This window comes from Streptomyces sp. NPDC059851 (assembly GCF_042732005.1).
In the GTDB taxonomy this organism is placed as follows: domain Bacteria; phylum Actinomycetota; class Actinomycetes; order Streptomycetales; family Streptomycetaceae; genus Streptomyces.
Window position 1 is genome coordinate 18,546 of record NZ_JBHWJJ010000041.1, and the last position, 19,990, is coordinate 38,535.

Consider the following 19,990-nt stretch of genomic DNA (forward strand, 5'->3'; position numbering starts at 1 on the left):
CCGTCCGGGTCGCGCTCCCGCTCCTGTTCCGACTCCCGGGCTTCCGGGCTTCCGGCCTTCCGGCCTTCCCGCCCTCCGGCCCGCCGCGGCGCCCGGGGCGGCTACAGACCCGGGCCGGTCCGGCGCAGGACGCGCAGCGAGTCGGTCACCGAGACCTCCTCGAAGGCGCCGGAGGCCATGGCGCGCAGGTAGATCCGGTACGGGGCCTGGCCGCCGTCGGCCGGGTCCGGGAACACGTCGTGGATGACGAGGGTGCCGCCCTCGGCGAGGTGCGGGACCCAGCCCTCGTAGTCACCGGTGGCGTGCTCGTCGGTGTGGCCGCCGTCGATGAAAAGGAAGCCGAGTGCGCCGCCCCAGACCGCGGCGACCTGCGGGGAGCGCCCCACGACCGCGATGACGTGATCCTCCAGCCCGGCCCGGTGCAGGGTGCGGCGGAAGGTGGGCAGGGTGTCCATCAGGCCGACCTCCGGGTCCACGACGGACGGGTCGTGGTACTCCCAGCCGGGCTGCTGCTCCTCGCTGCCCCGGTGGTGGTCGACGGTGATCGCGCTGACCCCGGCCTCGCGGGCGGCGTCGGCCAGCAGGATCGTCGAGCGCCCGCAGTACGTCCCCACCTCCAGCAGCGGCAGCCCCAGGGTCGCCGCCGCGGCAGCGGCCTCGTACAGGGCGAGTCCCTCGGTGGTGGGCATGAACCCCTTGGCGGCCTCGAAGGCGGCGAGGGTCTCCGGCTTGGGGGTGGCGGGGGCCATGGGTTCCTCCTGAGCTGCACGTGAGCGGCCCATGCTGCCCTACCGCCGGGTAGGGCGCCACGCCCGGGTCTGGCGTGCGTACGGCTAGGCCGGCTGCACCAAGGCCGTACGGGCCGGGACGGGCTCCGGAACCGACTGCCGGTCCGGGGCGGGCCGGAGCAGCATGGCGGCGGCGTGGTCCACGAGATGCCGTAGGACCGCCAGGTACCGGTCGTCCCCGCCCAGTACGCCGAGGATGCGATGGGCGTCGGCCCGGAAGGCCTCCAGATCCGTCCGGTAGCGGTGGAGGACGGCCGGGGAGAGCAGGATCCGGGCGAGCTCGGCGCGGGCCGCCCCCGAATTCCGGGCGGCGGTGCACAGGGCGAGGACGCGTTCCCGGGCGGCCCGGTCGGGGGAATCCTCCAGGGCACAGGTCAGCAAGTACGTGGCCGTCCCGTTGAGGAGGTCTTCATTGCGGCCGGAGAGGATGTCCTCCTGGTCGTTGAATATTTGCCAGAGTATGCCGAAGACGTAGCCGAACTCGCGCCAGTGCCCCACTCTTGAGGCATCGGCCCCGGCCAATATCGCGGCCATCGCCGTGATCATCGAGTAGGGTCCGCCGGATTTCCCGCGGTATCCGGTGATGACCGATTGCGGCGTGGCGCGGGAGGGGTCGGTCGCGATGTCGGTCAGCTGGCCCTCGATGCCGACCGCCCAGCCGGTCGCGATCTCGGCCGTGAGCAGGCCGTGCACGGAAGCCGGCACCGGCAGCGAGCGGACGATCCGCAACGGCAGGACGGTGCCGCTGAGGACGGACGCCAGCAGGGCTTCGTTCCGGTCGATGGTCGAAGGCGGGGGCGGCGCCGGGGTCGGGGCCGGATGCGGGGCGGTCTGCGGCGCGGCCTGGGGCTCGTGGGCGTCGGCCAGGTCGTCGAGATAGCAGGCCGAGGTCCACCACAGCACGTGCAGGGCGGCCAGCGGGACGGCGGGGGCGGGATTTCCGGTCTCGATTCCGTGCACCAGCATCGGGAGCACGGAGAGGGGATGCCGCAGCTTTTGATGGCGCAGGAGTTTGGTGACCGCGCTCTTCGCCGCGCTCTTGTTCGTGCCCGTTCCTGAGGCGGGGACGAGGCCCGCGATGGCGGTCTGTATTTCCGTCTCGATGTCCAGTGATACCTGACGGTGCAGATCCACGTACGTCATGGAATTCACAGGTGATTCCCGTTCTGGAGTCGAATTATAGGGGGTGGCGTGAACGCCCCAGATTCGATCATTCGGGACGGAGGTCAGCTAGAGCGTTTTTCGGACACGGCCGGTTCTCGCCGGTCCTCATATCCCGGCCCCGCCTGACCTTCCGCCGGGTTGAAACGTGTTCTACTCTGCCCGCGATCAGGGGCCGCCGGGCGCCCGCACCCGGGCCTGCGCGGACCGGGGGACGTGGAGAGGCGGCAGGATCCGTATGGGCATCGCCATCACACAGGAGCAGCGGGACCTCGCCGAAGCCGTGCGCGGCTGGGCGGCCCGGACCGTGCCGCCGGAAGAGGTCCGCAAGCTGCTCGACGGCCCGCCCCGCACCGGGGTCCGGCCCGCCTGGTGGGACGCGCTGGCCGCCTCCGGGCTGCTCGCGCCCCACCTGGACGGCGGCACCCTCCTCGACCTCGCCGTCGCGGTCGAGGAGGCCGCCCGGGCTGCGCTGCCCGGGCCCTACCTGGGCAGCGCCCTGGCCTCCGTCCTGCTCCAGCGGGCCGGAGCGGCCGGACTCGCCGGGGCGCTGGCCGACGGCACCAGGATCGGGGCCGTCGCCCTCGGGCCCGGCGACCTCGTCGCCACCCCCGCTCCCGGCGGCGGGTACCTGCTCGACGGGCTCGCGCCGCCGGTGCTCGGGGCGGGAGAGGCCGACCTGGTGCTGCTCGCCGCCGCACCCGCCGGCGACAGGGCCGACACCGACGTCGACACCGGCGCCGACACGGGCGCCGGGAGCACTGACGGGGGCACTGGCGGCAGCCGCGACGGGAGCCCCGACGGGAGCACCGGCGGCGCCACGGCCGGCGGAGCCCGCGCCGGCGACGCCTCCTGGTACGCGGTGGACGCCGCCGCGCTGGAGATCCGTACGCACGCCTCCGCCGATCCGACCCGGCCCACCGCCGAGGTCCGGGCGCGCTCCGTCGCCGTACCTCCCGGCCGGCGGCTGTCCCTGGACGGGGAGCTGGTCCGGGACCTGGCCTGCGTCCTGTTCGCCGCGGACGCCTGCGGCACCGCCGCCTGGGCGCTGCACACGGCCACCGCGTACGCGAAGGTCCGGGTGCAGTTCGGCCGGCCCATCGGGCAGTTCCAGGCGGTCAAGCACCTGTGCGCCGACATGCTGGTCCGCCTGGAGCAGGCCCGGGCCCTCGCCTGGGACGCCTCCCGGGCCGCGGACGGGCCCGCCGGGCCGCGCTCCCTGGCGGCGGCCCTCGCCGCCGGGACCGCGCTGGACGCCGCGTACTCGGGCGCCAAGGACTGCATCCAGGTGCTCGGCGGGATCGGTTTCACCTGGGAGCACGACGCGCACGTCCACCTGCGGCGGGCCCTCGTCGCCCGGCAGCTCCTCGGCCCCGGCGACGAGCACCGGCTGCGGGCCGTGCGGCTGGCGTCCGGCGGGGTCCGGCGCGAGCTCAGGCTGGAGCTCCCGGCACGGGCCGAGGCCCATCGGCCCGCCGCGCGCCGCGCTGCCGAGGCCGCGCGGGGCCAGGACCCGGCCGCGGCCCGCCGCACCCTGGCTCCGACCGGCTACGCGGCCCCGCACCTGCCGCCCCCCTACGGGCTCGGTGCCGGGCCCGTCGAACAGCTCGTCGTCCAGCAGGAGCTGGCCCGGGCCGGGGTGCGGCTCGCCGACCTCGGGATCGCCACCTGGGTGGTGCCCTCGCTGCTCGCGTACGGGACCCCCGAGCAGCAGGAGCGGTACCTGCTGCCGGCGCTGCGCGGGGACACCGCCTGGTGCCAGCTCTTCTCCGAACCGGGCGCGGGCTCGGACCTGGCCGGGCTGCGCACCAGGGCCGAGCGGTCGGAGGAGGACGGCTCCTGGCGGATCAACGGACAGAAGGTGTGGACGAGTTCCGCGCACAGCGCCGACTTCGGGATCCTGCTGGCCCGCACGGACCCGGACGCCCCCAAGCACCGCGGGCTCGGCTACTTCGTCGTCGACATGCGCCGCACCCCCGGCATCGACGTGCGCCCGCTGCGGGAGATCACCGGCGAGGCCCTCTTCAACGAGGTCTGGTTCGACGACGCCGTCCTGCCCCCGGACGCCCTGGTCGGGGCCCCCGGCGACGGCTGGAAGGTCGCCCGCAACACCCTCGGCAACGAGCGCGTCCACATGGCCGACCAACTGGCCTTCGCGTCCGGCGTGGAAGCCCTCCTCGCCCGGGCCGCCGGACTCGGCGAGACCCGGCGCGCCCGCATCGGCGTCCTCGCCGCCGAGGCGCACGCCCTCGCCTGCATGGGGCTGCGCACCACGCTCCAGCAGGTGTCCGGGCTGGAGCCGGGCGCGGGTGCATCCGTGCGCAAGCTCGTGCAGACCCCGCACCAGCAGCGGACCGCGGAGCTCGCCGTCGAACTGCTGGGCCCGGCGGGCGCCGTACGGGAGGGGGCGGGGGAGCGGGCGGTGCACGGGCTGCTGATGTCCCGCTGCCTGACCATCGCCGGCGGCACCACGCAGGTCCAGCTGAACGTCGTCGCCGAGCGGATCCTCGGCCTCCCCAGGGACTGACGGGACTCAAGGAGTTGAGGGGCATGGAGTCGAACTCGTACATCGTGGGCGTCGGCATGACGCGGTTCGAGAAGCCGGAGTCGCGGGACTGGCAGTACTGGGACATGGCGAAGGAGGCCGGCGGGGCGGCGCTCGCGGACGCGGGCATCGGCTACGAGCTGGTCGAGCAGGTCCCGGTCGGGTACTGCTTCCAGGCCTCAACGGCCGGTCAGCGGGCCGCGTACGGGCTGGGACTGACCGGGGTCCCGGTCTACAACGTGAACAACAACTGCGCGACGGGCGCCACCGCGCTGATGATGGCCCGGCAGTTCGTGGCGGGCGGCCTCGCCGACTGCGTGCTGGCGCTCGGCTTCGAGAAGATGAAGAAGGGCGCCCTCGGCGGCGGGGCCGACGGCGGCGACTTCGCCACCTCGCCGGTCGCCCGCCACTACGGGATCATGGCCGCCCGGCACGGCTTCGGCATGTCGCCGCCCACCGCCCAGATCTTCGGCAACGCGGCACGCGAGCACATGGAGCGGTACGGGACCACGCCCGCGCAGCTCGCGGCGGTCGGCGCGAAGAACCACCGGCACTCGGCGAACAATCCGAACGCCCAGTTCCAGGACGTGTACTCGGTCGAGGAGGTACTCGCCGCGAAGCCGGTCCACCCGCCGCTGACCCGGCTCCAGTGCTCGCCGACCTCGGACGGGGCCGCGGCGGCGGTGGTCGTCTCGGAGCGGTTCCTGGTCCGGCACGGGCTGCACGGCAGGGCGGTGCGGATCGCCGGGCAGGCGATGGCGACGGACACGCGGGACTCCTTCGCCTCCGGCTCCTGCATCGACGTCGTCGGCAAGCCGATGAGCGCGGCCGCGGCCCGGCAGGCGTACGCGGCCTCCGGCCTCGGCATCGAAGACGTGGACGTGATCGAGCTGCACGACTGCTTCTCGGTCAACGAGCTGCTGACGTACGAGGCGCTCGGCATGTGCGCGGACGGTGCGTCGGGGGAGCTCGTCGAGTCCGGGGCGACCACGTACGGCGGCCGGTGGGTGGTCAACCCGTCCGGTGGTCTGATCTCCAAGGGGCACCCGTTGGGCGCGACGGGCCTCGCACAGGCTGCGGAACTGGTCTGGCAGCTGCGCGGCGAGGCCGGCGCCCGCCAGGTCGGCGGGGCGCGGGTGGGGCTGGCCCACAACGTCGGCCTGGGCGGGGCGGCGGTGGTGACGCTCCTGCACCGTGACGCCTGACCGCCGTGGCCGTGACGCCCGACCGTCCCGGCCGGCGCCGCCGCCCCGAAGCCGACCCCTAGGAGCCGGTGCGCAGGGCCGGGTCCACCACCGTTTCCCCCTGCGCCGCCCGGCGGATCGCGTCCGCCAGGTCCTCCGGCGGGCCGTCGCGCAGGACCAGGCCCGAGGCGCCGGAGGCGAGGACCGCGTCCAGCAGGCCCGGGTGGGCGGAGCCGGTGGTGACCAGGACGCGGCACTCCGGGTCGTCCGCCATCACCTCGGCCACCGCCGGGACGTCGTCCACCACGGCCACCGCCGGGCGCTCCATCGGGGAGGACACCAGCTCGATGTCCGGCTGGAGGCCCAGCAGGACCGCGAGGGCCGGGTCCGGGGGCCAGAGGAGGACCCGCAGGGAGCGGGACGGTCGGTGCGATCGGGGCATTTCGTCCACCCGGTCAGGGTAGGGGACGGGGCGGCCGGAGGCGGGTAGGACGCTTCACCCGAAGGGATCTGACGTGACGTCAGGAGCCTTCACAAGTGCTGGGGCGTGCGTTATACATTCCCTCACCGGTTTCTGGAACGCGTTCTAGAACGCCCGACCGGGGCGGTGGCCCCGGAGCCTCCCGGACCTTCCGGAGCGTCCCGGACCGGTCCGCACGCGACCTCGGTGCGGCCGACGGTGCGGACGACCGCGCCGAGGTCTTCCACGGACAAGGGAGCAGCACCCTCATGCCGATCGATGCCGCCAGGGCCCTGGCCGCCGAACCCCGCCTCGGGGACATCGCCTGGGACCACAAGGACGTCCAGCTCTACCACCTCGGCCTAGGGGCCGGAACCCCGGCCACCGACCCGGACGAGCTGCGCTACACCCTGGAGTCCAGGCTGCACGTGCTCCCCAGCTTCGCGACCGTCGCCGGCGCGGGCATGGCCATGCTGGGCGGCCTCGCCGCTCCGGGGATCGACGTGGACCTCGCCGCCGTCCTGCACGGCGGCCACTCCATCGAGCTGCACCGGCCGATCCCGGTCAAGGGGCGGGCCCGGTCCAGCAGCAAGGTCGCCGCCGTGTACGACAAGGGCAAGGCCGCGGTCATCGTCCTGCGCTCCGAGGTCGCCGACGCCGACGGCCCGCTGTGGACCAGCGACGCGCAGATCTTCGTCCGCGGGGAGGGCGGCTTCGGCGGCGACCGCGGGCCCTCCGCCCGCTCCGAGACCCCCGGACGGGAGCCCGACCGGGTCGAGGAGCGGCTCGTCCGCGAGGAGCAGGCGCTGCTGTACCGGCTCTCGGGCGACTGGAACCCGCTGCACGCCGACCCCGAGTTCGCCAAGACGGCCGGCTTCGACCGGCCCATCCTGCACGGCCTGTGCTCGTACGGGATGACCCTCAAGGCGGTCGTGGACACCCTGCTCGGCGGGGACGTGTCCCGGGTCCGCGCCTACCGCACCCGCTTCGCCGGGATCGTCTTCCCCGGGGAGACCCTGCGGATCCGGATGTGGCAGGAGCCGGACCGGATCCGGGTCGAGGTGGGCGCCGTGGAACGGGACGGCGCGCCGGTCCTCGCGGACACCGTCGTCGAGCACGCCTGACCGCCGGGAACGACGCTCAGCCCCAAACCCGCCAAGCCCGCCAAGCCCGCCAAGCCCGAAGCCGAGGAGCCGCACCGTGCGCGCAGCGCTGCAGAGCGAGATAGGCCAGGACAAGCTGGAAGTCGTCGACGACATGGAGGCCGCGGGCTTCGGCCCCGGGAAGGTGCGGATCCGGATCAGGGCCACCGGCCTGTGCCACTCCGACCTCTCCGCGATGAGCGGCGTCCTGCCGCAGCCCGCGCCGTTCATCCCCGGGCACGAGGGCTCCGGCGAGATCGTCGACGTCGGCGACGGGGTCACCACCCACGCCATCGGCGACCGGGTCCTCGTCTGCTGGCTGCCGCCGTGCGGGCACTGCGCAGCCTGTAGGCGCGGCCAGGGCCACCTGTGCCTGGAGGCCTTCGGGAACGCCGCCACCCCGAACTTCCGCCGCGCGGGCGGCGGGGACGTCTTCGGCTTCGCCGGCACCGGGACCTTCGCCGAGGAGATGGTCGTCCCCGCCGCCTGCGCCGTGAAGATCCCCGACGACCTGCCGTACGACATCGCCGCCCTGATCGGCTGCGGCGTCACCACCGGGCTCGGCGCGGCCATCAACACCGCCCGGGTCGAGGCGGGATCCTCGGTCGCGGTCATCGGTTGCGGCGGCGTCGGCATCTCCGTCGTCCAGGGCGCCAAGGTGCAGGGCGCGGCGCAGATCGTCGCCGTCGACCCGGTGGAGTCCCGGCGCGGGGCGGCGCTGCGGTTCGGCGCGACCGAGGCGGTCGCGCCGGAGGCCTTCGCCGACGCCAGGACCCGGATCACGGCGGGCGAGGGATTTGACTACGTCTTCGAGGTCGTCGGCAAGTCCGCCACCGTGCAGACCGCGTACGCGATGACCCGGCGCGGCGGGTCGGTCGTCGTGGTCGGCGCGGGCGCCCTCGACGACACCTACTCGATCAACATGTTCTCGCTGTTCTTCGACGAGAAGAAGATCCTGCCGTCGATGTACGGGGGCGGGGACGTCCTGCGGTCGTACGAGCGGACCATCGCCCTGTGGCGGGCCGGGCGGGTGGACCTGGCGGGCCTGATCACGCACCGGGTGCAGCTCGGTGAGGTCAACGACGCCCTGGACCAGATGCGCACCGGGACCGCCCTACGCACCTGCATCGACATCTGAGAGGAACCCCGCACATGACGCTCCCACTGGAGGGACTGTCCGCCATCGTCACCGGCGCCGGCCGCGGGCTGGGCCGGGCCGAGGCGGTCGAGCTGGCCCGACTCGGGGCGAGCGTGGTCGTCAACGACTACGGGCGACCCGGTCGCGACGGATCCGGCGAGGCCTCCGCCGGGCCCGCACAGGAGGTGGCCGAGGAGATCCGGGCCGCGGGCGGGCAGGCGGTGGCGCACACCGGCGACGTCGCCGACTTCGGGCAGGCGCGCGGGCTCGTCGAGCTGGCGGTGAGCCGTTTCGGCAAGCTCGACGTCCTGGTCAACAACGCGGGCATCCTGCGCGACCGGATGGTGTTCTCGATGTCGGAGGAGGAATGGGACTCGGTGATCCGGGTCCACCTCAAGGGCCACTTCAACACCACCCATTTCGCCGCGGTGCACTGGCGCGAGCGGTCGAAGGCGGCCGGCGGCCCCGTCCACGGCCGGATCGTCAACACCTCCTCCGAGGCCTTCCTCGGCGGCTCGGCCGGCCAGCCGAACTACGCCGCGGCCAAGGGCGGCATCGTGGGCCTGACCACCTCGACCGCGCTGGCCCTGGCGAAGTACGGGGTGACGGCCAACGCCATCTGCCCCCGGGCCCGTACCCGGATGACGCAGGACGTCTTCGCCGGCTTCCGGGAGCCGCAGGACGGCGGGCTCGACCCGCTGGCCCCCGAGCACGTCTCCCCGCTGGTCGGCTACCTGGCCTCGCCGGCCGCGGTCGGCGTCAACGGGCAGCTGTTCGTCGTGCACGGCGGGATGGTGGCCGTGATGGAACGCCCGAAGGTGGCGGCGAAGTTCGACACCGCCAAGGAAGCCTTCTCGTACGAAGAGCTGGACGCCCTCCTCACCCCGCACTACGCGGGGCGCCCGGCGAACGAGACCTTCGCCGCGGCCGAGGTGCTGGGCCTCGGGCACGGCTAGCTGCTCTGTCCGGGAACCCCGCGGCGGGGAACCCCGCGGCCCACCCGGCACCGCCCGGGACCGACCCGTACCCGCGGTCAGACCCGGGCGGGCTGCTGGAGCGGTGGCTGGAGGAGGGGTGCCTGCTGGAGCGGGACCGGGCGGGGCGCGGCCGGGGGCTGCGGGTCGAGCCGGACCGGGGGCGGTGGCGCCTCCGGCATGGTCAGCCCGGCGATCCCGCACGGCACCTCCGGGGTGGAGTACGGCAGGTGCAGCCGGCCCTCGGGGCTCCACAGCCCGGTGCCCAGCCAGCCGGCGGGCGCGGGGAGGCGGAAGACGCGCCGGTCGGCGGGCCGCCACAGGCCGAGGGCGCCGTCCTCCCGCCGGAGCGCGACCGCGCAGGTCTCCGGCATCAGGGCCTGGCCCGGCTGGACCGCGAACGGGACGGCCGCATCGCCGCGCAGGCACTCCGGGAAGCGGACGGGCAGGGAGCTGCCCAGGACTCCCCAGCCCAGGCGGGGCGTGCCGGGGGCGTCCGAGCGGATCAGCAGCAGCCCGCTGTCGGGGGCGGCCAGCAGCAGCCGGTCGTTGCTGCCGTCCGCGATCTGGAGCAGCGGGGAGGCCGCCCCGCCCCCGGCCAGGTCGACCGCGACGGTCTTGACGATGCCGTCCAGCTCCCGGTCCAGGGCCAGCATCCGCCCGCCGCGGTCCAGCCAGACGCCGCCCGTGCACCGGCCCGGGATCCGGGCGACCTGCCCGAAGGGGCCGCCGGCCGCCCGCCAGACGGTGGTCTCCGTGTCCGAGGAGGCCAGGGCGAAGGCACCCCGCCCGTCCGGGGACGGGGGCAGCAGGGACACCCGTACGCCCGCCCCGGCGGGCTCCACCGAGCCCAGCGGCAGCTCCCCGGTCCGCCAGCCGGCCCCGGCGCTGCCGGTCGGGTACAGCAGGGAGAAGGCGTGCCGTTGCGCGACCCGCCGGTGGATCAGCACCCGCCCGTCGGTCAACGGCAGGACCTCGCTGTCCGCCTCCTCGGGCTGGGCCAGCGGCAGCGGCACCGCGTACGGCTCCGGGCCCGCCAGGGTCCAGCGCTCCGGGTAGCGCGCCTCGCCGGTGCCGGCCAGCCGGGCAGCGTACGACCCGTCTGCGGCGATGGTGAACGGGGCAGCCGTCGTGATCTCGATGGCACAGACAGTCATCCGTGCGTCACCTCCGGTGAGGAAGCTAGTTTTCGCCCTTCCGGGCGGACAACGCGACCCCCGGTGCTTCACACATACGGGTGGCCGCCCGGCGGTTCTGCCGTGGTGGAGGGGGAGCGTGTGCGTGTGCGGTGGCCGTGCGCGCAACCGGTGCGTGCGGGGACGGGCGGGGGGCGGGCCTAGGCCGCGCCGGGGGCCCGGACGGGCGGACTCCCGCCCTCCCGCACGGACGGTAGCCTTGGCCTGTGCCACGTCTCTCTGAAGTCATCGCCGCGCTGGACGCTCTCTGGCCCCCCTCGCGGGCCGAGCAGTGGGACGCGGTCGGAACCGTCTGCGGCGACCCCGACGCCGAGGTCGCCCGGGTCCTGTTCGCCGTCGACCCGGTGCAGGAGGTCGTCGACGAAGCGGTGAAGCTGGGCGCCGACCTGCTCGTCACCCACCACCCCCTCTACCTGCGCGGCACCACCACGGTGTCGGCCGGCACCTTCAAGGGCCGCGCCGTGCACACGCTCATCAAGAACGACATCGCGCTGCACGTCGCCCACACCAACGCCGACACCGCCGACCCCGGCGTCTCCGACGCCCTCGCCGGCGCCCTCGACCTGCGCATCACCGGCCCGCTCGTGCCCGACCCGACCGACCCCGAGGGCCGTCGCGGCCTCGGCCGGATCTGCGAACTCGACCACCCCGAGACGCTGCGCGAATTCGCCGCCCGCGCCGCCGCCCGGTTGCCGCGGACCGCACAGGGCATCCGCGTCGCCGGCGACCCGGACATGACGATCCGTCGGGTCGCCGTCTCCGGCGGCTCCGGGGACAGCCTGTTCGCGCAGGTCCGGGAAGCCGGCGTGGACGCCTTCGTCACCGCCGACCTGCGCCACCACCCGGCCTCGGAGGCCCGCGAGCAGAGCCCGCTCGCCCTCGTCGACGCCGCCCACTGGGCCACCGAGTGGCCCTGGTGCGAGCAGGCCGCGGCCCAGCTCGACGCCGTCTCGGAGCGCCACGGCTGGGGCCTGCGCACCCACGTCTCGCGCACCGTCACCGACCCCTGGACGGCGCACGCGCCGTCCGCCGACTCCCCGACTACCCCTGGAGCCCCCAACTGAACGCCGAGCCCGCCGACCAGATCCGACTCCTCGACGTCCAGGCGCTGGACGTGCGGCTGTCCCAGCTCGCCCACAAGCGTTCCTCGCTGCCCGAGCACGCCGAGGTCGACTCCCTGACCAAGGACCTGAGCCAGCAGCGCGACCTGCTCGTGGCGGCGCAGACGCAGGCGAGCGACGCCGCCCGCGAGCAGACCAAGGCGGAGCAGGACGTCGACCAGGTCCGCCAGCGCGCGGCCCGCGACCAGCAGCGGCTGGACTCCGGCGTCGGCATCTCGGCCCGCGACCTGTCGAACCTGCAGAGCGAGGTCGTCTCTCTCGCCAAGCGCCAGGCCGACCTGGAGGACGTCGTCCTGGAGGTGATGGAGCGCCTGGAGGCCGCCCAGGAGCGGGTCACCGAGAACACCGAGCGCCTCTCCGCCCTGGAGGCCAAGCTGGCCGACGCCACCTCCCGCCGCGACGCGGCCACCGGCGCACTCGACGCCGAGACCGCGAAGGCCACCAAGGACCGCGAGGTCATCGTCGCGTCCATGCCGGCCGACCTGATGGCCCTGTACGAGAAGATCCGCCTGAAGCAGGGCGGCATCGGCGCGGCCCGCCTCTACCAGCGCCGCTGCGAGGGCTGCCGCCTGGAGCTCGACATGTCCGAGATCAACGAGATCAAGGCCGCGGCCCGCGACCAGGTGGTCCGGCACGACTCCTGCGGCCGCATCCTGGTCCGTACGGCGGACTCGGGCATCTGATGCCGCGGCTGGTCGTGGAGGCGGACGGCGGTTCCCGGGGCAACCCGGGGCCCGCCGGCTACGGCGCGGTCGTCTTCGACCCGGAGACGGGCGAGACGCTCGCGGAGCGCGCCGAGTACATCGGCATCGCCACGAACAACGTGGCGGAGTACAAGGGGCTCATCGCCGGCCTCACGGCCGCCCGCGAGCTGGACCCCGACGCGCGGGTCGAGGTCCGGATGGACTCCAAGCTCGTCATCGAGCAGATGTCGGGCCGTTGGAAGATCAAGCACCCGGACATGAAGCCGCTCGCCGCTGAGGCGGCGCGGATCCTGCCCCGCGCGCAGGTCGCGTACGAGTGGATCCCGCGCGAGCAGAACCGGCACGCGGACCGGCTCGCCAACGAGGCGATGGACGCCGGCCGACAGGGCCGGCAGTGGGAGCCGTCGGCCTCCACGGCCGCCCTCGACACGTCCGCCGCCCGCGCCCTGGCCACCCCGCCCCCGTCCGGCCCGCCCGGTGACGCGGTGGCCGGCGCCGCCGCGGTCCGCGCGGCACTCACCGCGACGGTGCCGGCCCCGACGAGCGGCACGACTCCCGCACCCGCGCCTGCAGGGCCGTCCGTGCCCGCCGGGCCGTCCGTGCCCGCCGAGCCGTCCGCGACACCGGCCGGAGGCGGAACCCAGGGCTGGGGCTCGGACATGGGCCCGCCGGCCACGTTCGTCCTGCTCCGCCACGGTGAGACCGCCCTCACCCCGCAGAAGCGCTTCTCCGGCAGCGGCGGCAGCGACCCCGAACTCTCCCCGGCCGGGCGCCGCCAGGCCCACGCCGTGGCCGAAGCGCTGGCGGCCCGCGGCACCATCCAGACCGTCATCAGCTCCCCGCTGCGCCGCTGCCGCGAGACCGCGCAGACCGTGGCGGACCGCCTCGGGCTCCACGTCACCGTCGAACAGGGCCTGCGCGAGGTGGACTTCGGGGCATGGGAGGGTCTGACCTTCGCCGAGGTGCAGGAGCGGTTCCCCGAAGACCTCCAGGCCTGGCTGGACTCCCCGAAGGCCGCCCCGACCGGCGGAGGCGAGAGCTTCGCGACCGCCACCCGCCGGATCTCGGCCACCCGCGACCGGCTGCTGGCCGCACACGCGGGCCGCACCGTGCTGCTGGTCACCCACGTGACCCCCGTCAAGATCCTCGTACGGTTGGCCCTCGGCGCCCCGCCGGAGTCCCTCTTCCGGATGGAGCTCTCCGCGGCCTCCCTCACCGCGGTCGCGTACTACGCCGACGGCAACGCCTCGGTGCGCCTGCTGAACGACACGTCCCACCTGCGGTGACGCGACACGCCTCGGAAGACGGTTCGGGCCCCGCACACACGCGTGCGGGGCCCGAACCGAATCCGGTGCAGAACGACGCCGGCTGTACGCCGGGTTCTGTCACCCGGTGACCTCGCGGTCGCCGGGGAGACGGCCATCCATCTAGGACCGGTGTTGCCACCGGCCTCGTGCGGTCTACCCGCGAACTCGGGCGGGCAGCCCTCGATCGTCCGCGCAGAGCCGTCCGGAGACGACTCCTCTTGACCTTGCTCCGAGTGGGGTTTACCTAGCCGCCTGGGTCACCCCAGGCGCTGGTGGTCTCTTACACCACCGTTTCACCCTTACCGGGAGCCGAAGCCCCCGGCGGTCTGTTTTCTGTGGCACTGTCCCGCGGGTCACCCCGGGTGGGCGTTACCCACCACCCTGCCCTGTGGAGCCCGGACGTTCCTCGGCGGGGCCGGAGCCCCGACGCGGCCGTCCGCCGGCGTCGTTCTGCGAAGGACCATGCTACCCGCCGACGCGGCACCGCTTGACCTTGCCGCAACGGCAGGGTTTCTACTGGCCGCATGAGGATCGGAGAGATCGCCACGCTCGTCGGGGTCACCACCCGCGCGATCCGGCACTACCACCACGTCGGCCTGCTCCCGGAACCGCAGCGCCGCCCCAACGGGTACCGGGCGTACACAGTCCGCGACGCCGTGCTGCTCGCCCGCGTCCGCCGGCTCACGGAGCTCGGACTCGGCCTGGACGAGGTCCGCGACGTCCTCGCGGACGACGCCGGGCGGGACCTGGCGGAGGTCCTGGAGGAGCTCGACGCCGACCTGGCCCGGCAGGAGGCCGCCCTCCGGGAACGCCGGCGCCGGCTCGCCGCGCTGCGGGCCGCCCCGCCCGGCGCGACCGAGCCCGTCTCCCCGGCCCTCGCCGCACTGCTCGCGAAGGCACCCGGGACCGGGTCGCCGTCGGCCGCGCTGGACCGCGAGCACCTGACCCTGCTCGACACGGCGGGCGCCGGCGGGGCCGAGCTGTACTCCGCGCTCGGCGCGCTGGCCGCCGACCCGGCCGTCCTCGACCTGTACCGGCGCCTCGACGACCTCGCCGACGCGTCCGTCGACGACCCGCGGATCGCCCCGCTCGCCGCCGAGCTGGTCGCGGCGGTCCCCGACGAGGTGTTCGAGGCGATCCCCGAGGGCGGCCGGGCGGCCGTCGCGCCCGGCTTCGCGGAAGCCCTGCTCGCCGAGTACGCCCCGGCGCAGGCGGAGGTCGTACGGCTGGTGATGGAGGCGTTCACGGAGAGGGGACGGGCATGAGGCGGGTACGGGCGGCGCGGATCGCGGCCGGTGCGGTGATACCGGGCGAGCTGCTGCTGGTGCTGCTCCTCACCGCCGGGGTGCGGCCGCCCGGCCGGGTGGTCGCCGTGGCCGAGGTCATCGTCACCGCGGTGCTGCTGTTCGAGGCGTGGGTGCTGCGCTCCCTGTACGCGGCCGAGCGCGCCCGCGGTGCCGCGCGCGGCGGGGCGTGGCGGGCCGCGGTGCGGGCCGTGGTGCCCGTCGCCGCGAGCCGGCTGCTGCTGCACGAACTGCGGGCCACGGCCTCGCTCGTGCGGTGGGCGCTGCGCCGCCCGCCGCACGCGGTGGGGGCCGGGGACCTCGCCGCCCGCTACACCGGGCCCCAGACCGCCATGATGTACGGCTTCCTGTTCGTGTCCGTCGTCGAGACCGTCGTGCTGGCCCTCGTCATCCCGTGGCCGGCCGTGCACCGGGTGCTGCTCGTCCTGGACGTGTACGGGGTGCTGCTGGTCCTCGCCCTGCACGCGGCGTGCGTGACCCGGCCTCACGTCGTCCGCGGCGACGGATCCCTGCGGCTGCGCTACGGGGCCCTGTTCGACCTGGAAGTCCCCGCGGGGGCGATCGCCTCGATCCGGGTGGACCGGCGCTACCCCGAAGGCCGGCTGGTACGGCTCGGCGAGGACGGCGTGCTGGACCTGATCGTCGGCAGCCAGACCACGGTCACCGTGGAGCTCGTCCGGCCGCTGCCCTTCGTCCGGCCCCTCGGCGCCCGCGGTGAGGCCTCCGGCCTGCGCTTCCACGCCGACGACCCGGCGGCGCTCGTCGCGGCGGTACGGGCCGGCAGGGAGGCTGCTACGGCACCGTGAAGAGGACCTTGTCCTCCCCGGAGTGGCCGGGGTCGGCGCGCTTGAGGGTGGCCCGGACGCTCGCGCCGAGCACGAGGGCCGCGGCCGATCTGACCTTGCCCAGCACGGCGGGGTCCGCCAGGTGCACCTTGCCCTCTCGCGGCCTGTCCAGCTCCTTGTCGGTGTCGATGACCGTGGCGTCGAAGACCTCGCCCACCCGGTGCATGAGCACCGCCGCCTCCACCAGGTCCACGGACCGCCGGTCCACCTTGCCCCCCTTCCCCCGTGCCATGACGTCCGGCAGCCCGTCCAGGGCCGCGAGCACCCAAGACGGCGGGGCCTGGTCCGCGCAGGCGGCCACGCACAGCTCACCCGCGTACCGGTCGACGAGGCGCCGCAGCGGAGCCGTGCAGTGCGCGTACGGCGCCGCGATCGCCGCGTGGAGCGTGAACTCGGGCAGGCGGTGGTCGCGGAAGGGCGTGTAGACGGACTTCTCCAGCAGACCGGTGGCCTCGTGGAGGAAGGCCGCGTGCTTCTGGTCCTGCGGATCGAGGCGGCGGATCAGGTCCGCGTACGAGACGTGGTGCTGCCAGTCGATGTTCAGGTCCTGGGCGATCAGGCGCAACCGCGCGACCTCGTGGTTCGGCGCCGGCGGCTGGGTCCGCAAGATGCCCGTACCACTGTCCAGCATGATCCGGGCCGCGGCCATACCGGTCATGAGGGAGATCTGCTCGTTCCAGCCGTCCACGGGCAGCGGCGCCCGGTAGCTCAGCCGGAACGACCCGTCCTCGAAGGCGACCTCCTGGTCCGGCAGGGGGAGCGAGATACCGCCGCGCGCGGCCTCGACGGCCTCCCGCAGCGTGCCGATCTCCCGCAGCAGGGCGACGGACTCCTCGGCCGTGCCCGCGTCGATGGCCCGCTGGACGCCCGCGTAGTCCAGTTTGGCCCGGCTGCGGACCAGCGCGCGGCGCACGTGGGACTGCGTGACCTCACCGTCGCCGTCGAGGTCGTGCTGCCACAGCAGGGCGGGGACGTCCCGCCCCGGCAGCAGGCTGCCCGCACCTTCTGAGATCACCGGCGGATGCAGGGGCACCTTGCCGTCGGGGAAGTACAACGTCTCCACCCGCTCGTGGGCCTCGGCGTCCAACTCGTCGTCGGCCGTGACGAAAGCGGCCACATCGGCGATGGCGTAATGGACGCGGAAACCGCCACCGGGCCGCCGCTCCAGGTACATGGCCTGGTCGAGGTCCTTCGAGGTCGGCGGGTCGATCGTGAAGAACGGCAGGTGGGTGGCGTCCTCGTCGGGCAGCCGCGGCGCGGCTGCGGCGGCATCGGCGGCCTCCAGCACGGGCGCGGGGAACTCCGCGGGGACCTGCAGCGCCGTCCGCAGCTTCTGCAGGGCCGCGCGCAGCGCGGCCTCGGCCGCATCGGACAGGTGCATCGGGCGGCGTCGCATGCCCCGAGCGTAGGGCGGCGCACGCCCCCCGGCACGGTGGGGCGGTCCGTTCGGGAGGGCCTAGGCTGGCATGTCGGGGCCGCACCCCCGCGCTCGTACGCGAAGAAGGAGAAACCACCGTGCTCGTGCTGCTGCCGCCGTCCGAAGGAAAGGCCGCCGGCGGCTCCGGCGCACCCCTGGACCCGGGGACGCTGTCGCTGCCGGGGCTGTCGGAGGCGCGGGCGGCCGTCCTCGACGAGCTGGTCGACCTGTGCTCGGCGGACGAGCTGAAAGCCCGCGAGGTACTGGGGCTGAGCGAGGGGCTGCGGGGCGAGATCGCGAAGAACGCCGGCCTGCGGTCCGCCGCCGCCCGGCCGGCCGGGGAGATCTACACCGGCGTGCTGTACGACGCCCTGGGCCTGGCCGACCTGCCGGACGGGGCGCGCGCCCTCGCCGAACGGTCACTGCTGGTGTTCTCCGGGCTGTGGGGCGCGGTCCGGATCACCGACGCCATCCCCTCCTACCGCTGCTCGATGGGCGTCAAGCTGCCCGGGCTGGGGGCGCTCGTCGCGTACTGGCGGGCGTCGATGGCGGAGGTCATGCCCGAAACCGCCGGCGACGGGCTCGTCCTCGACCTGCGGTCGGCGGCGTACGCGGCGGCGTGGAAGCCGAAGGGGCGGACCGCGGGGCGCACGGCGACGGTGCGGGTGCTGCACGCGCAGGTCGTCGACGGGGTCGAGAAGCGGTCCGTGGTGAGCCACTTCAACAAGGCGACGAAGGGGCGGCTGGTACGGGACCTGATGGTGGCGGGGGCTGTGCCGGCTGGGCCGGCGGACCTGGTGACCGCCCTGCGGGATCTGGGGTACACCGTGGAGGTCAAGGCTCCTGCGAAGCCGGGCGGGCCGTGGTCCCTCGACGTGGTCGTCACCCACATCCACTGACCGCCCGTTCCCGTCGGCCGCCGGGTGCGGGTCGGGTGCGGGTGCTGGTGTGTGCCGCTGCGCGGAGCCCTTCCCCACCCCGCCCCTTCCCGAAGCTGTGGGCTCCACCCCCAGACCCCAGCGCCTCGAACGCCGCGCCGGCGAGGCCGGAAAATCCAGCCCGCGCGGCGTCGACCGCGCCGGGGGTCAGTGGTGGAGGGGCCAGGGGGTGGCTTCGGTGGAGCCGGCGTATTCGGCGCAGGCGTCCGTCAGGGTTTCCAGGAGCGTGAGGGGATCCGGCAGGGCGTGTTCCATGCCCCGGACCCAGGTCACCGCACGGTCCCCCGGTAGCGCCGCCGGCGGCACCAGCACGTAGCTGCCCCGGCAGTGCCACCGCAGCCCGGGGTGCTCGTCCATGGTTTCGGGGTGGCAGTCCAGCTCGCAGGGCCACCACTCGTCCTCGTCCTCGGGGGTGCCGCGCGTCGCGGTGAAGAAGAGCATGCGGGCCTGGTCGCCCGTGCCGCCCGATTCGGCGACGGGACCGACGTCGATGCCGGCGTCGAGGAGGCGGCTCAGTGCGCGGGTCCCGGCTTCGAGGGGGACGTCCAGGACGTCGTGGAGCATGCCGGTCGCGGTGATGAAGTTGGCCTGGGGCTGGTTGCGGGCCCAGCGCTCGATCTGCGCGCGGTCGGTGGTCGACTGGGTCTGCCAGGCGAAGGAGAGGGGGTGCCGCGCGGGAGTGGGGCAGCCGATGCGGTCGCAGGAGCAGCGGTAGCCGGCGGGATGGGCGGCGGGGGCGAGCGGCAGGCCGGCGGCTGCGACGGACAGCAGCAGTTCCTCGCGTACCCGGGCGGGGTCTTCGGGCGAGGGTTTCGAGCGCCGGCGCAGCCACTGCGAAATCCTGCTCTGCTCGCCGCGTTTGACGCGGCCGGACTCGGACCCCATCTATCCCCTCACCTCACCGTTGGCCACCGGCAGACCCTCACATCGTCCCACCATCCTGAGGTCCGGATGACCGCTCTCCCCCACCGGGGGGTGGGGGTGAAGACTGTGCGAACGGCAGCCGAACGGCAGGAAAATCCTCATATGTGGATGCAAACGGGGCGATTGTTTCCGCTGGTGGGGGTCCGTCGGGGCGGCGGTGACCTTCGCCACCCCGGTCCGACCGGAGGTGGGTGGCTCAAGCCCGCTGGCCGGAGAGGACCCCGTCCACCAGGGCGTCCGCGTACGCGTGGGTCAGCGGCGCCGTGCGCAGCAGCCAGCGGTAGGTGAGCGGTCCGAGCAGCATTTCCACGGTCAGGCGGAGGTCGGCGTCGGCGGCGAGCTGGCCGGCCTCCTGGGCGGTGCGCAGCCGCGCCTCGTACAGGGCGAGCTGCGGTTCCAGGAGCTGCTCGGTGAACCGGGCGCCCAGGTCGGGGTCGGTGGCCCCGGCGGCGGTGAGGGCGCGCGCGGGGGCCGCGTACTTCTCGTCGTTGAACTCGTCCACCGTGGCCCGCAGTACGTACTTCAGGTCGGCGGCGAGGTCCCCGGTGTCGGGGAAGCCGGTCCAGCCGCCCTCGGTCCCGGCGTCCCCGGCGAGGGCCAGCGAGGCGTCGAGCAGGACGGCCGCCTTCGACGGCCACCACCGGTAGATCGTCTGCTTGCCGACGCCCGCGCGGGCGGCGATGGCCTCGATGGTCAGCTTGTTGTAACCGACCTCGCCGACCAGGGCGAGCGCCGCGTCGAGGATGGCGCGCCGCGAGCGGTCGCTGCGGCGGCTGGCGTCGGGGGCCTTCGCGTCCGGGTTCTTGCTGCTCATTCGGACAAATTACCAACCGAAACGTCTC

The 19,990-nt window shown here is 74.4% G+C and carries 18 protein-coding genes and 1 other RNA gene; 11 read left to right on the forward strand and 8 right to left on the reverse strand.

Translation table 11 applies throughout. The annotated features are described in order from the left end of the window. Positions 1–101 precede the first annotated feature (101 nt). Together ACFV7Q_RS16785 and ACFV7Q_RS16790 are read right to left on the reverse strand one after the other, a co-directional pair. Positions 102–749, reverse strand: coding sequence for a class I SAM-dependent methyltransferase (locus ACFV7Q_RS16785; protein ID WP_385429015.1), 648 nt, complete (start codon positions 747–749; stop codon positions 102–104). 84 nt (positions 750–833) lie between these two features. Beyond that, positions 834–1,931 (reverse strand): polyprenyl synthetase family protein, encoded by a 1,098-nt coding sequence (locus ACFV7Q_RS16790; protein WP_385429084.1) that lies wholly within the window; start codon positions 1,929–1,931, stop codon positions 834–836. 256 nt (positions 1,932–2,187) lie between these two features. Between ACFV7Q_RS16790 and ACFV7Q_RS16795 the strand changes: the two genes are divergently transcribed. Continuing rightward, complete coding sequence (locus ACFV7Q_RS16795) at positions 2,188–4,476, forward strand: acyl-CoA dehydrogenase family protein (RefSeq protein ID WP_385429016.1); 2,289 nt, start codon at positions 2,188–2,190, stop codon at positions 4,474–4,476. Positions 4,477–4,499: 23 nt separating this feature from the next. Beyond that, positions 4,500–5,699, forward strand: coding sequence for a beta-ketoacyl synthase N-terminal-like domain-containing protein (locus ACFV7Q_RS16800; RefSeq protein WP_385429018.1), 1,200 nt, complete (start codon positions 4,500–4,502; stop codon positions 5,697–5,699). A gap of 58 nt (positions 5,700–5,757) precedes the next feature. On the opposite strand, the gene ACFV7Q_RS16805 is transcribed toward ACFV7Q_RS16800, so the two are convergent. After that, the gene (locus ACFV7Q_RS16805) at positions 5,758–6,120 is read right to left on the reverse strand and encodes a DNA-binding response regulator (protein WP_385429085.1); all 363 of its coding nucleotides are present in this window, start codon (positions 6,118–6,120) and stop codon (positions 5,758–5,760) included. Positions 6,121–6,407: 287 nt separating this feature from the next. Here ACFV7Q_RS16805 and ACFV7Q_RS16810 point away from each other — a divergent pair, with 287 nt between their 5' ends. The 3 genes from ACFV7Q_RS16810 (at position 6,408) to ACFV7Q_RS16820 (ending at position 9,374) form a co-directional block, all read left to right on the forward strand. Beyond that, positions 6,408–7,262 carry a MaoC/PaaZ C-terminal domain-containing protein gene (locus ACFV7Q_RS16810; protein ID WP_385429020.1) on the forward strand — a complete coding sequence of 285 codons (855 nt, stop codon included), beginning with the start codon at positions 6,408–6,410 and terminating at the stop codon, positions 7,260–7,262. A 76-nt stretch (positions 7,263–7,338) separates the two neighbouring features. Further along, entirely contained in the window at positions 7,339–8,418 is a 1,080-nt protein-coding gene (locus ACFV7Q_RS16815) for a Zn-dependent alcohol dehydrogenase (RefSeq protein WP_385429022.1), read from the forward strand. A 14-nt stretch (positions 8,419–8,432) separates the two neighbouring features. Then, positions 8,433–9,374 (forward strand): 3-oxoacyl-ACP reductase, encoded by a 942-nt coding sequence (locus tag ACFV7Q_RS16820; RefSeq protein WP_385429023.1) that lies wholly within the window; start codon positions 8,433–8,435, stop codon positions 9,372–9,374. Positions 9,375–9,451: 77 nt separating this feature from the next. Here ACFV7Q_RS16820 and ACFV7Q_RS16825 read toward each other — a convergent pair whose 3' ends face one another. After that, complete coding sequence (locus ACFV7Q_RS16825; RefSeq protein ID WP_385429025.1) at positions 9,452–10,549, reverse strand: hypothetical protein; 1,098 nt, start codon at positions 10,547–10,549, stop codon at positions 9,452–9,454. 245 nt (positions 10,550–10,794) lie between these two features. On the opposite strand from ACFV7Q_RS16825, the gene ACFV7Q_RS16830 reads away from it, so the two are divergent. Genes ACFV7Q_RS16830 through ACFV7Q_RS16840 form a run of 3 tightly spaced genes read left to right on the forward strand, consistent with a single transcriptional unit; the run spans position 10,795 to position 13,699 of the window. Next, positions 10,795–11,652 (forward strand): Nif3-like dinuclear metal center hexameric protein, encoded by an 858-nt coding sequence (locus ACFV7Q_RS16830; RefSeq protein ID WP_385429027.1) that lies wholly within the window; start codon positions 10,795–10,797, stop codon positions 11,650–11,652. Further along, positions 11,649–12,392, forward strand: coding sequence for a zinc ribbon domain-containing protein (locus tag ACFV7Q_RS16835; RefSeq protein ID WP_385429087.1), 744 nt, complete (start codon positions 11,649–11,651; stop codon positions 12,390–12,392). Before ACFV7Q_RS16830 ends, ACFV7Q_RS16835 begins: the two co-directional genes overlap by 4 nt. Beyond that, entirely contained in the window at positions 12,392–13,699 is a 1,308-nt protein-coding gene (locus ACFV7Q_RS16840) for a bifunctional RNase H/acid phosphatase (RefSeq protein ID WP_385429029.1), read from the forward strand. Before ACFV7Q_RS16835 ends, ACFV7Q_RS16840 begins: the two co-directional genes overlap by 1 nt. Positions 13,700–13,768: 69 nt before the next feature. On the opposite strand, the gene rnpB is transcribed toward ACFV7Q_RS16840, so the two are convergent. After that, positions 13,769–14,168, reverse strand: an RNA gene (gene rnpB, locus ACFV7Q_RS16845) — RNase P RNA component class A. Positions 14,169–14,244: 76 nt separating this feature from the next. Here rnpB and ACFV7Q_RS16850 point away from each other — a divergent pair. After that, entirely contained in the window at positions 14,245–14,985 is a 741-nt protein-coding gene (locus ACFV7Q_RS16850; protein WP_385429031.1) for a MerR family transcriptional regulator, read from the forward strand. Next, positions 14,982–15,830: a hypothetical protein gene (locus ACFV7Q_RS16855; RefSeq protein ID WP_385429033.1), complete on the forward strand. Its 849-nt coding sequence runs from the start codon at positions 14,982–14,984 to the stop codon at positions 15,828–15,830. The genes ACFV7Q_RS16850 and ACFV7Q_RS16855 overlap by 4 nt, the downstream gene beginning before the upstream one ends. On the opposite strand, the gene ACFV7Q_RS16860 is transcribed toward ACFV7Q_RS16855, so the two are convergent. Then, positions 15,817–17,265, reverse strand: coding sequence for an RNB domain-containing ribonuclease (locus ACFV7Q_RS16860; RefSeq protein ID WP_385429035.1), 1,449 nt, complete (start codon positions 17,263–17,265; stop codon positions 15,817–15,819). The genes ACFV7Q_RS16855 and ACFV7Q_RS16860 overlap by 14 nt on opposite strands. A gap of 119 nt (positions 17,266–17,384) precedes the next feature. Between ACFV7Q_RS16860 and yaaA the strand changes: the two genes are divergently transcribed. Then, on the forward strand, positions 17,385–18,185 hold the full coding sequence (yaaA, locus tag ACFV7Q_RS16865; RefSeq protein ID WP_385429037.1) for a peroxide stress protein YaaA: 801 nt from the start codon (positions 17,385–17,387) through the stop codon (positions 18,183–18,185). A gap of 186 nt (positions 18,186–18,371) precedes the next feature. Here yaaA and ACFV7Q_RS16870 read toward each other — a convergent pair whose 3' ends face one another. After that, a complete protein-coding gene (locus tag ACFV7Q_RS16870; protein ID WP_385429039.1) occupies positions 18,372–19,109 on the reverse strand; it encodes a bifunctional DNA primase/polymerase in 738 nt (245 codons plus the stop codon). Between the two features lie 235 nt (positions 19,110–19,344). Further along, positions 19,345–19,962: a TetR/AcrR family transcriptional regulator gene (locus ACFV7Q_RS16875; RefSeq protein WP_385429040.1), complete on the reverse strand. Its 618-nt coding sequence runs from the start codon at positions 19,960–19,962 to the stop codon at positions 19,345–19,347. Positions 19,963–19,990: the final 28 nt, after the last annotated feature.

Coding starts and splice junctions, on each gene's coding strand:
- ACFV7Q_RS16785 (WP_385429015.1), bottom strand. CDS start 749: ATGGCCCCCGCCACCCCCAAGCCGGAGACCCTCGCCGCCTTCGAGGCC.
- ACFV7Q_RS16790 (WP_385429084.1), bottom strand. CDS start 1,931: ATGACGTACGTGGATCTGCACCGTCAGGTATCACTGGACATCGAGACG.
- ACFV7Q_RS16795 (WP_385429016.1), top strand. CDS start 2,188: ATGGGCATCGCCATCACACAGGAGCAGCGGGACCTCGCCGAAGCCGTG.
- ACFV7Q_RS16800 (WP_385429018.1), top strand. CDS start 4,500: ATGGAGTCGAACTCGTACATCGTGGGCGTCGGCATGACGCGGTTCGAG.
- ACFV7Q_RS16805 (WP_385429085.1), bottom strand. CDS start 6,120: ATGCCCCGATCGCACCGACCGTCCCGCTCCCTGCGGGTCCTCCTCTGG.
- ACFV7Q_RS16810 (WP_385429020.1), top strand. CDS start 6,408: ATGCCGATCGATGCCGCCAGGGCCCTGGCCGCCGAACCCCGCCTCGGG.
- ACFV7Q_RS16820 (WP_385429023.1), top strand. CDS start 8,433: ATGACGCTCCCACTGGAGGGACTGTCCGCCATCGTCACCGGCGCCGGC.
- ACFV7Q_RS16825 (WP_385429025.1), bottom strand. CDS start 10,549: ATGACTGTCTGTGCCATCGAGATCACGACGGCTGCCCCGTTCACCATC.
- ACFV7Q_RS16840 (WP_385429029.1), top strand. CDS start 12,392: ATGCCGCGGCTGGTCGTGGAGGCGGACGGCGGTTCCCGGGGCAACCCG.
- ACFV7Q_RS16850 (WP_385429031.1), top strand. CDS start 14,245: ATGAGGATCGGAGAGATCGCCACGCTCGTCGGGGTCACCACCCGCGCG.
- ACFV7Q_RS16855 (WP_385429033.1), top strand. CDS start 14,982: ATGAGGCGGGTACGGGCGGCGCGGATCGCGGCCGGTGCGGTGATACCG.
- ACFV7Q_RS16860 (WP_385429035.1), bottom strand. CDS start 17,265: ATGCGACGCCGCCCGATGCACCTGTCCGATGCGGCCGAGGCCGCGCTG.
- ACFV7Q_RS16870 (WP_385429039.1), bottom strand. CDS start 19,109: ATGGGGTCCGAGTCCGGCCGCGTCAAACGCGGCGAGCAGAGCAGGATT.
- ACFV7Q_RS16875 (WP_385429040.1), bottom strand. CDS start 19,962: ATGAGCAGCAAGAACCCGGACGCGAAGGCCCCCGACGCCAGCCGCCGC.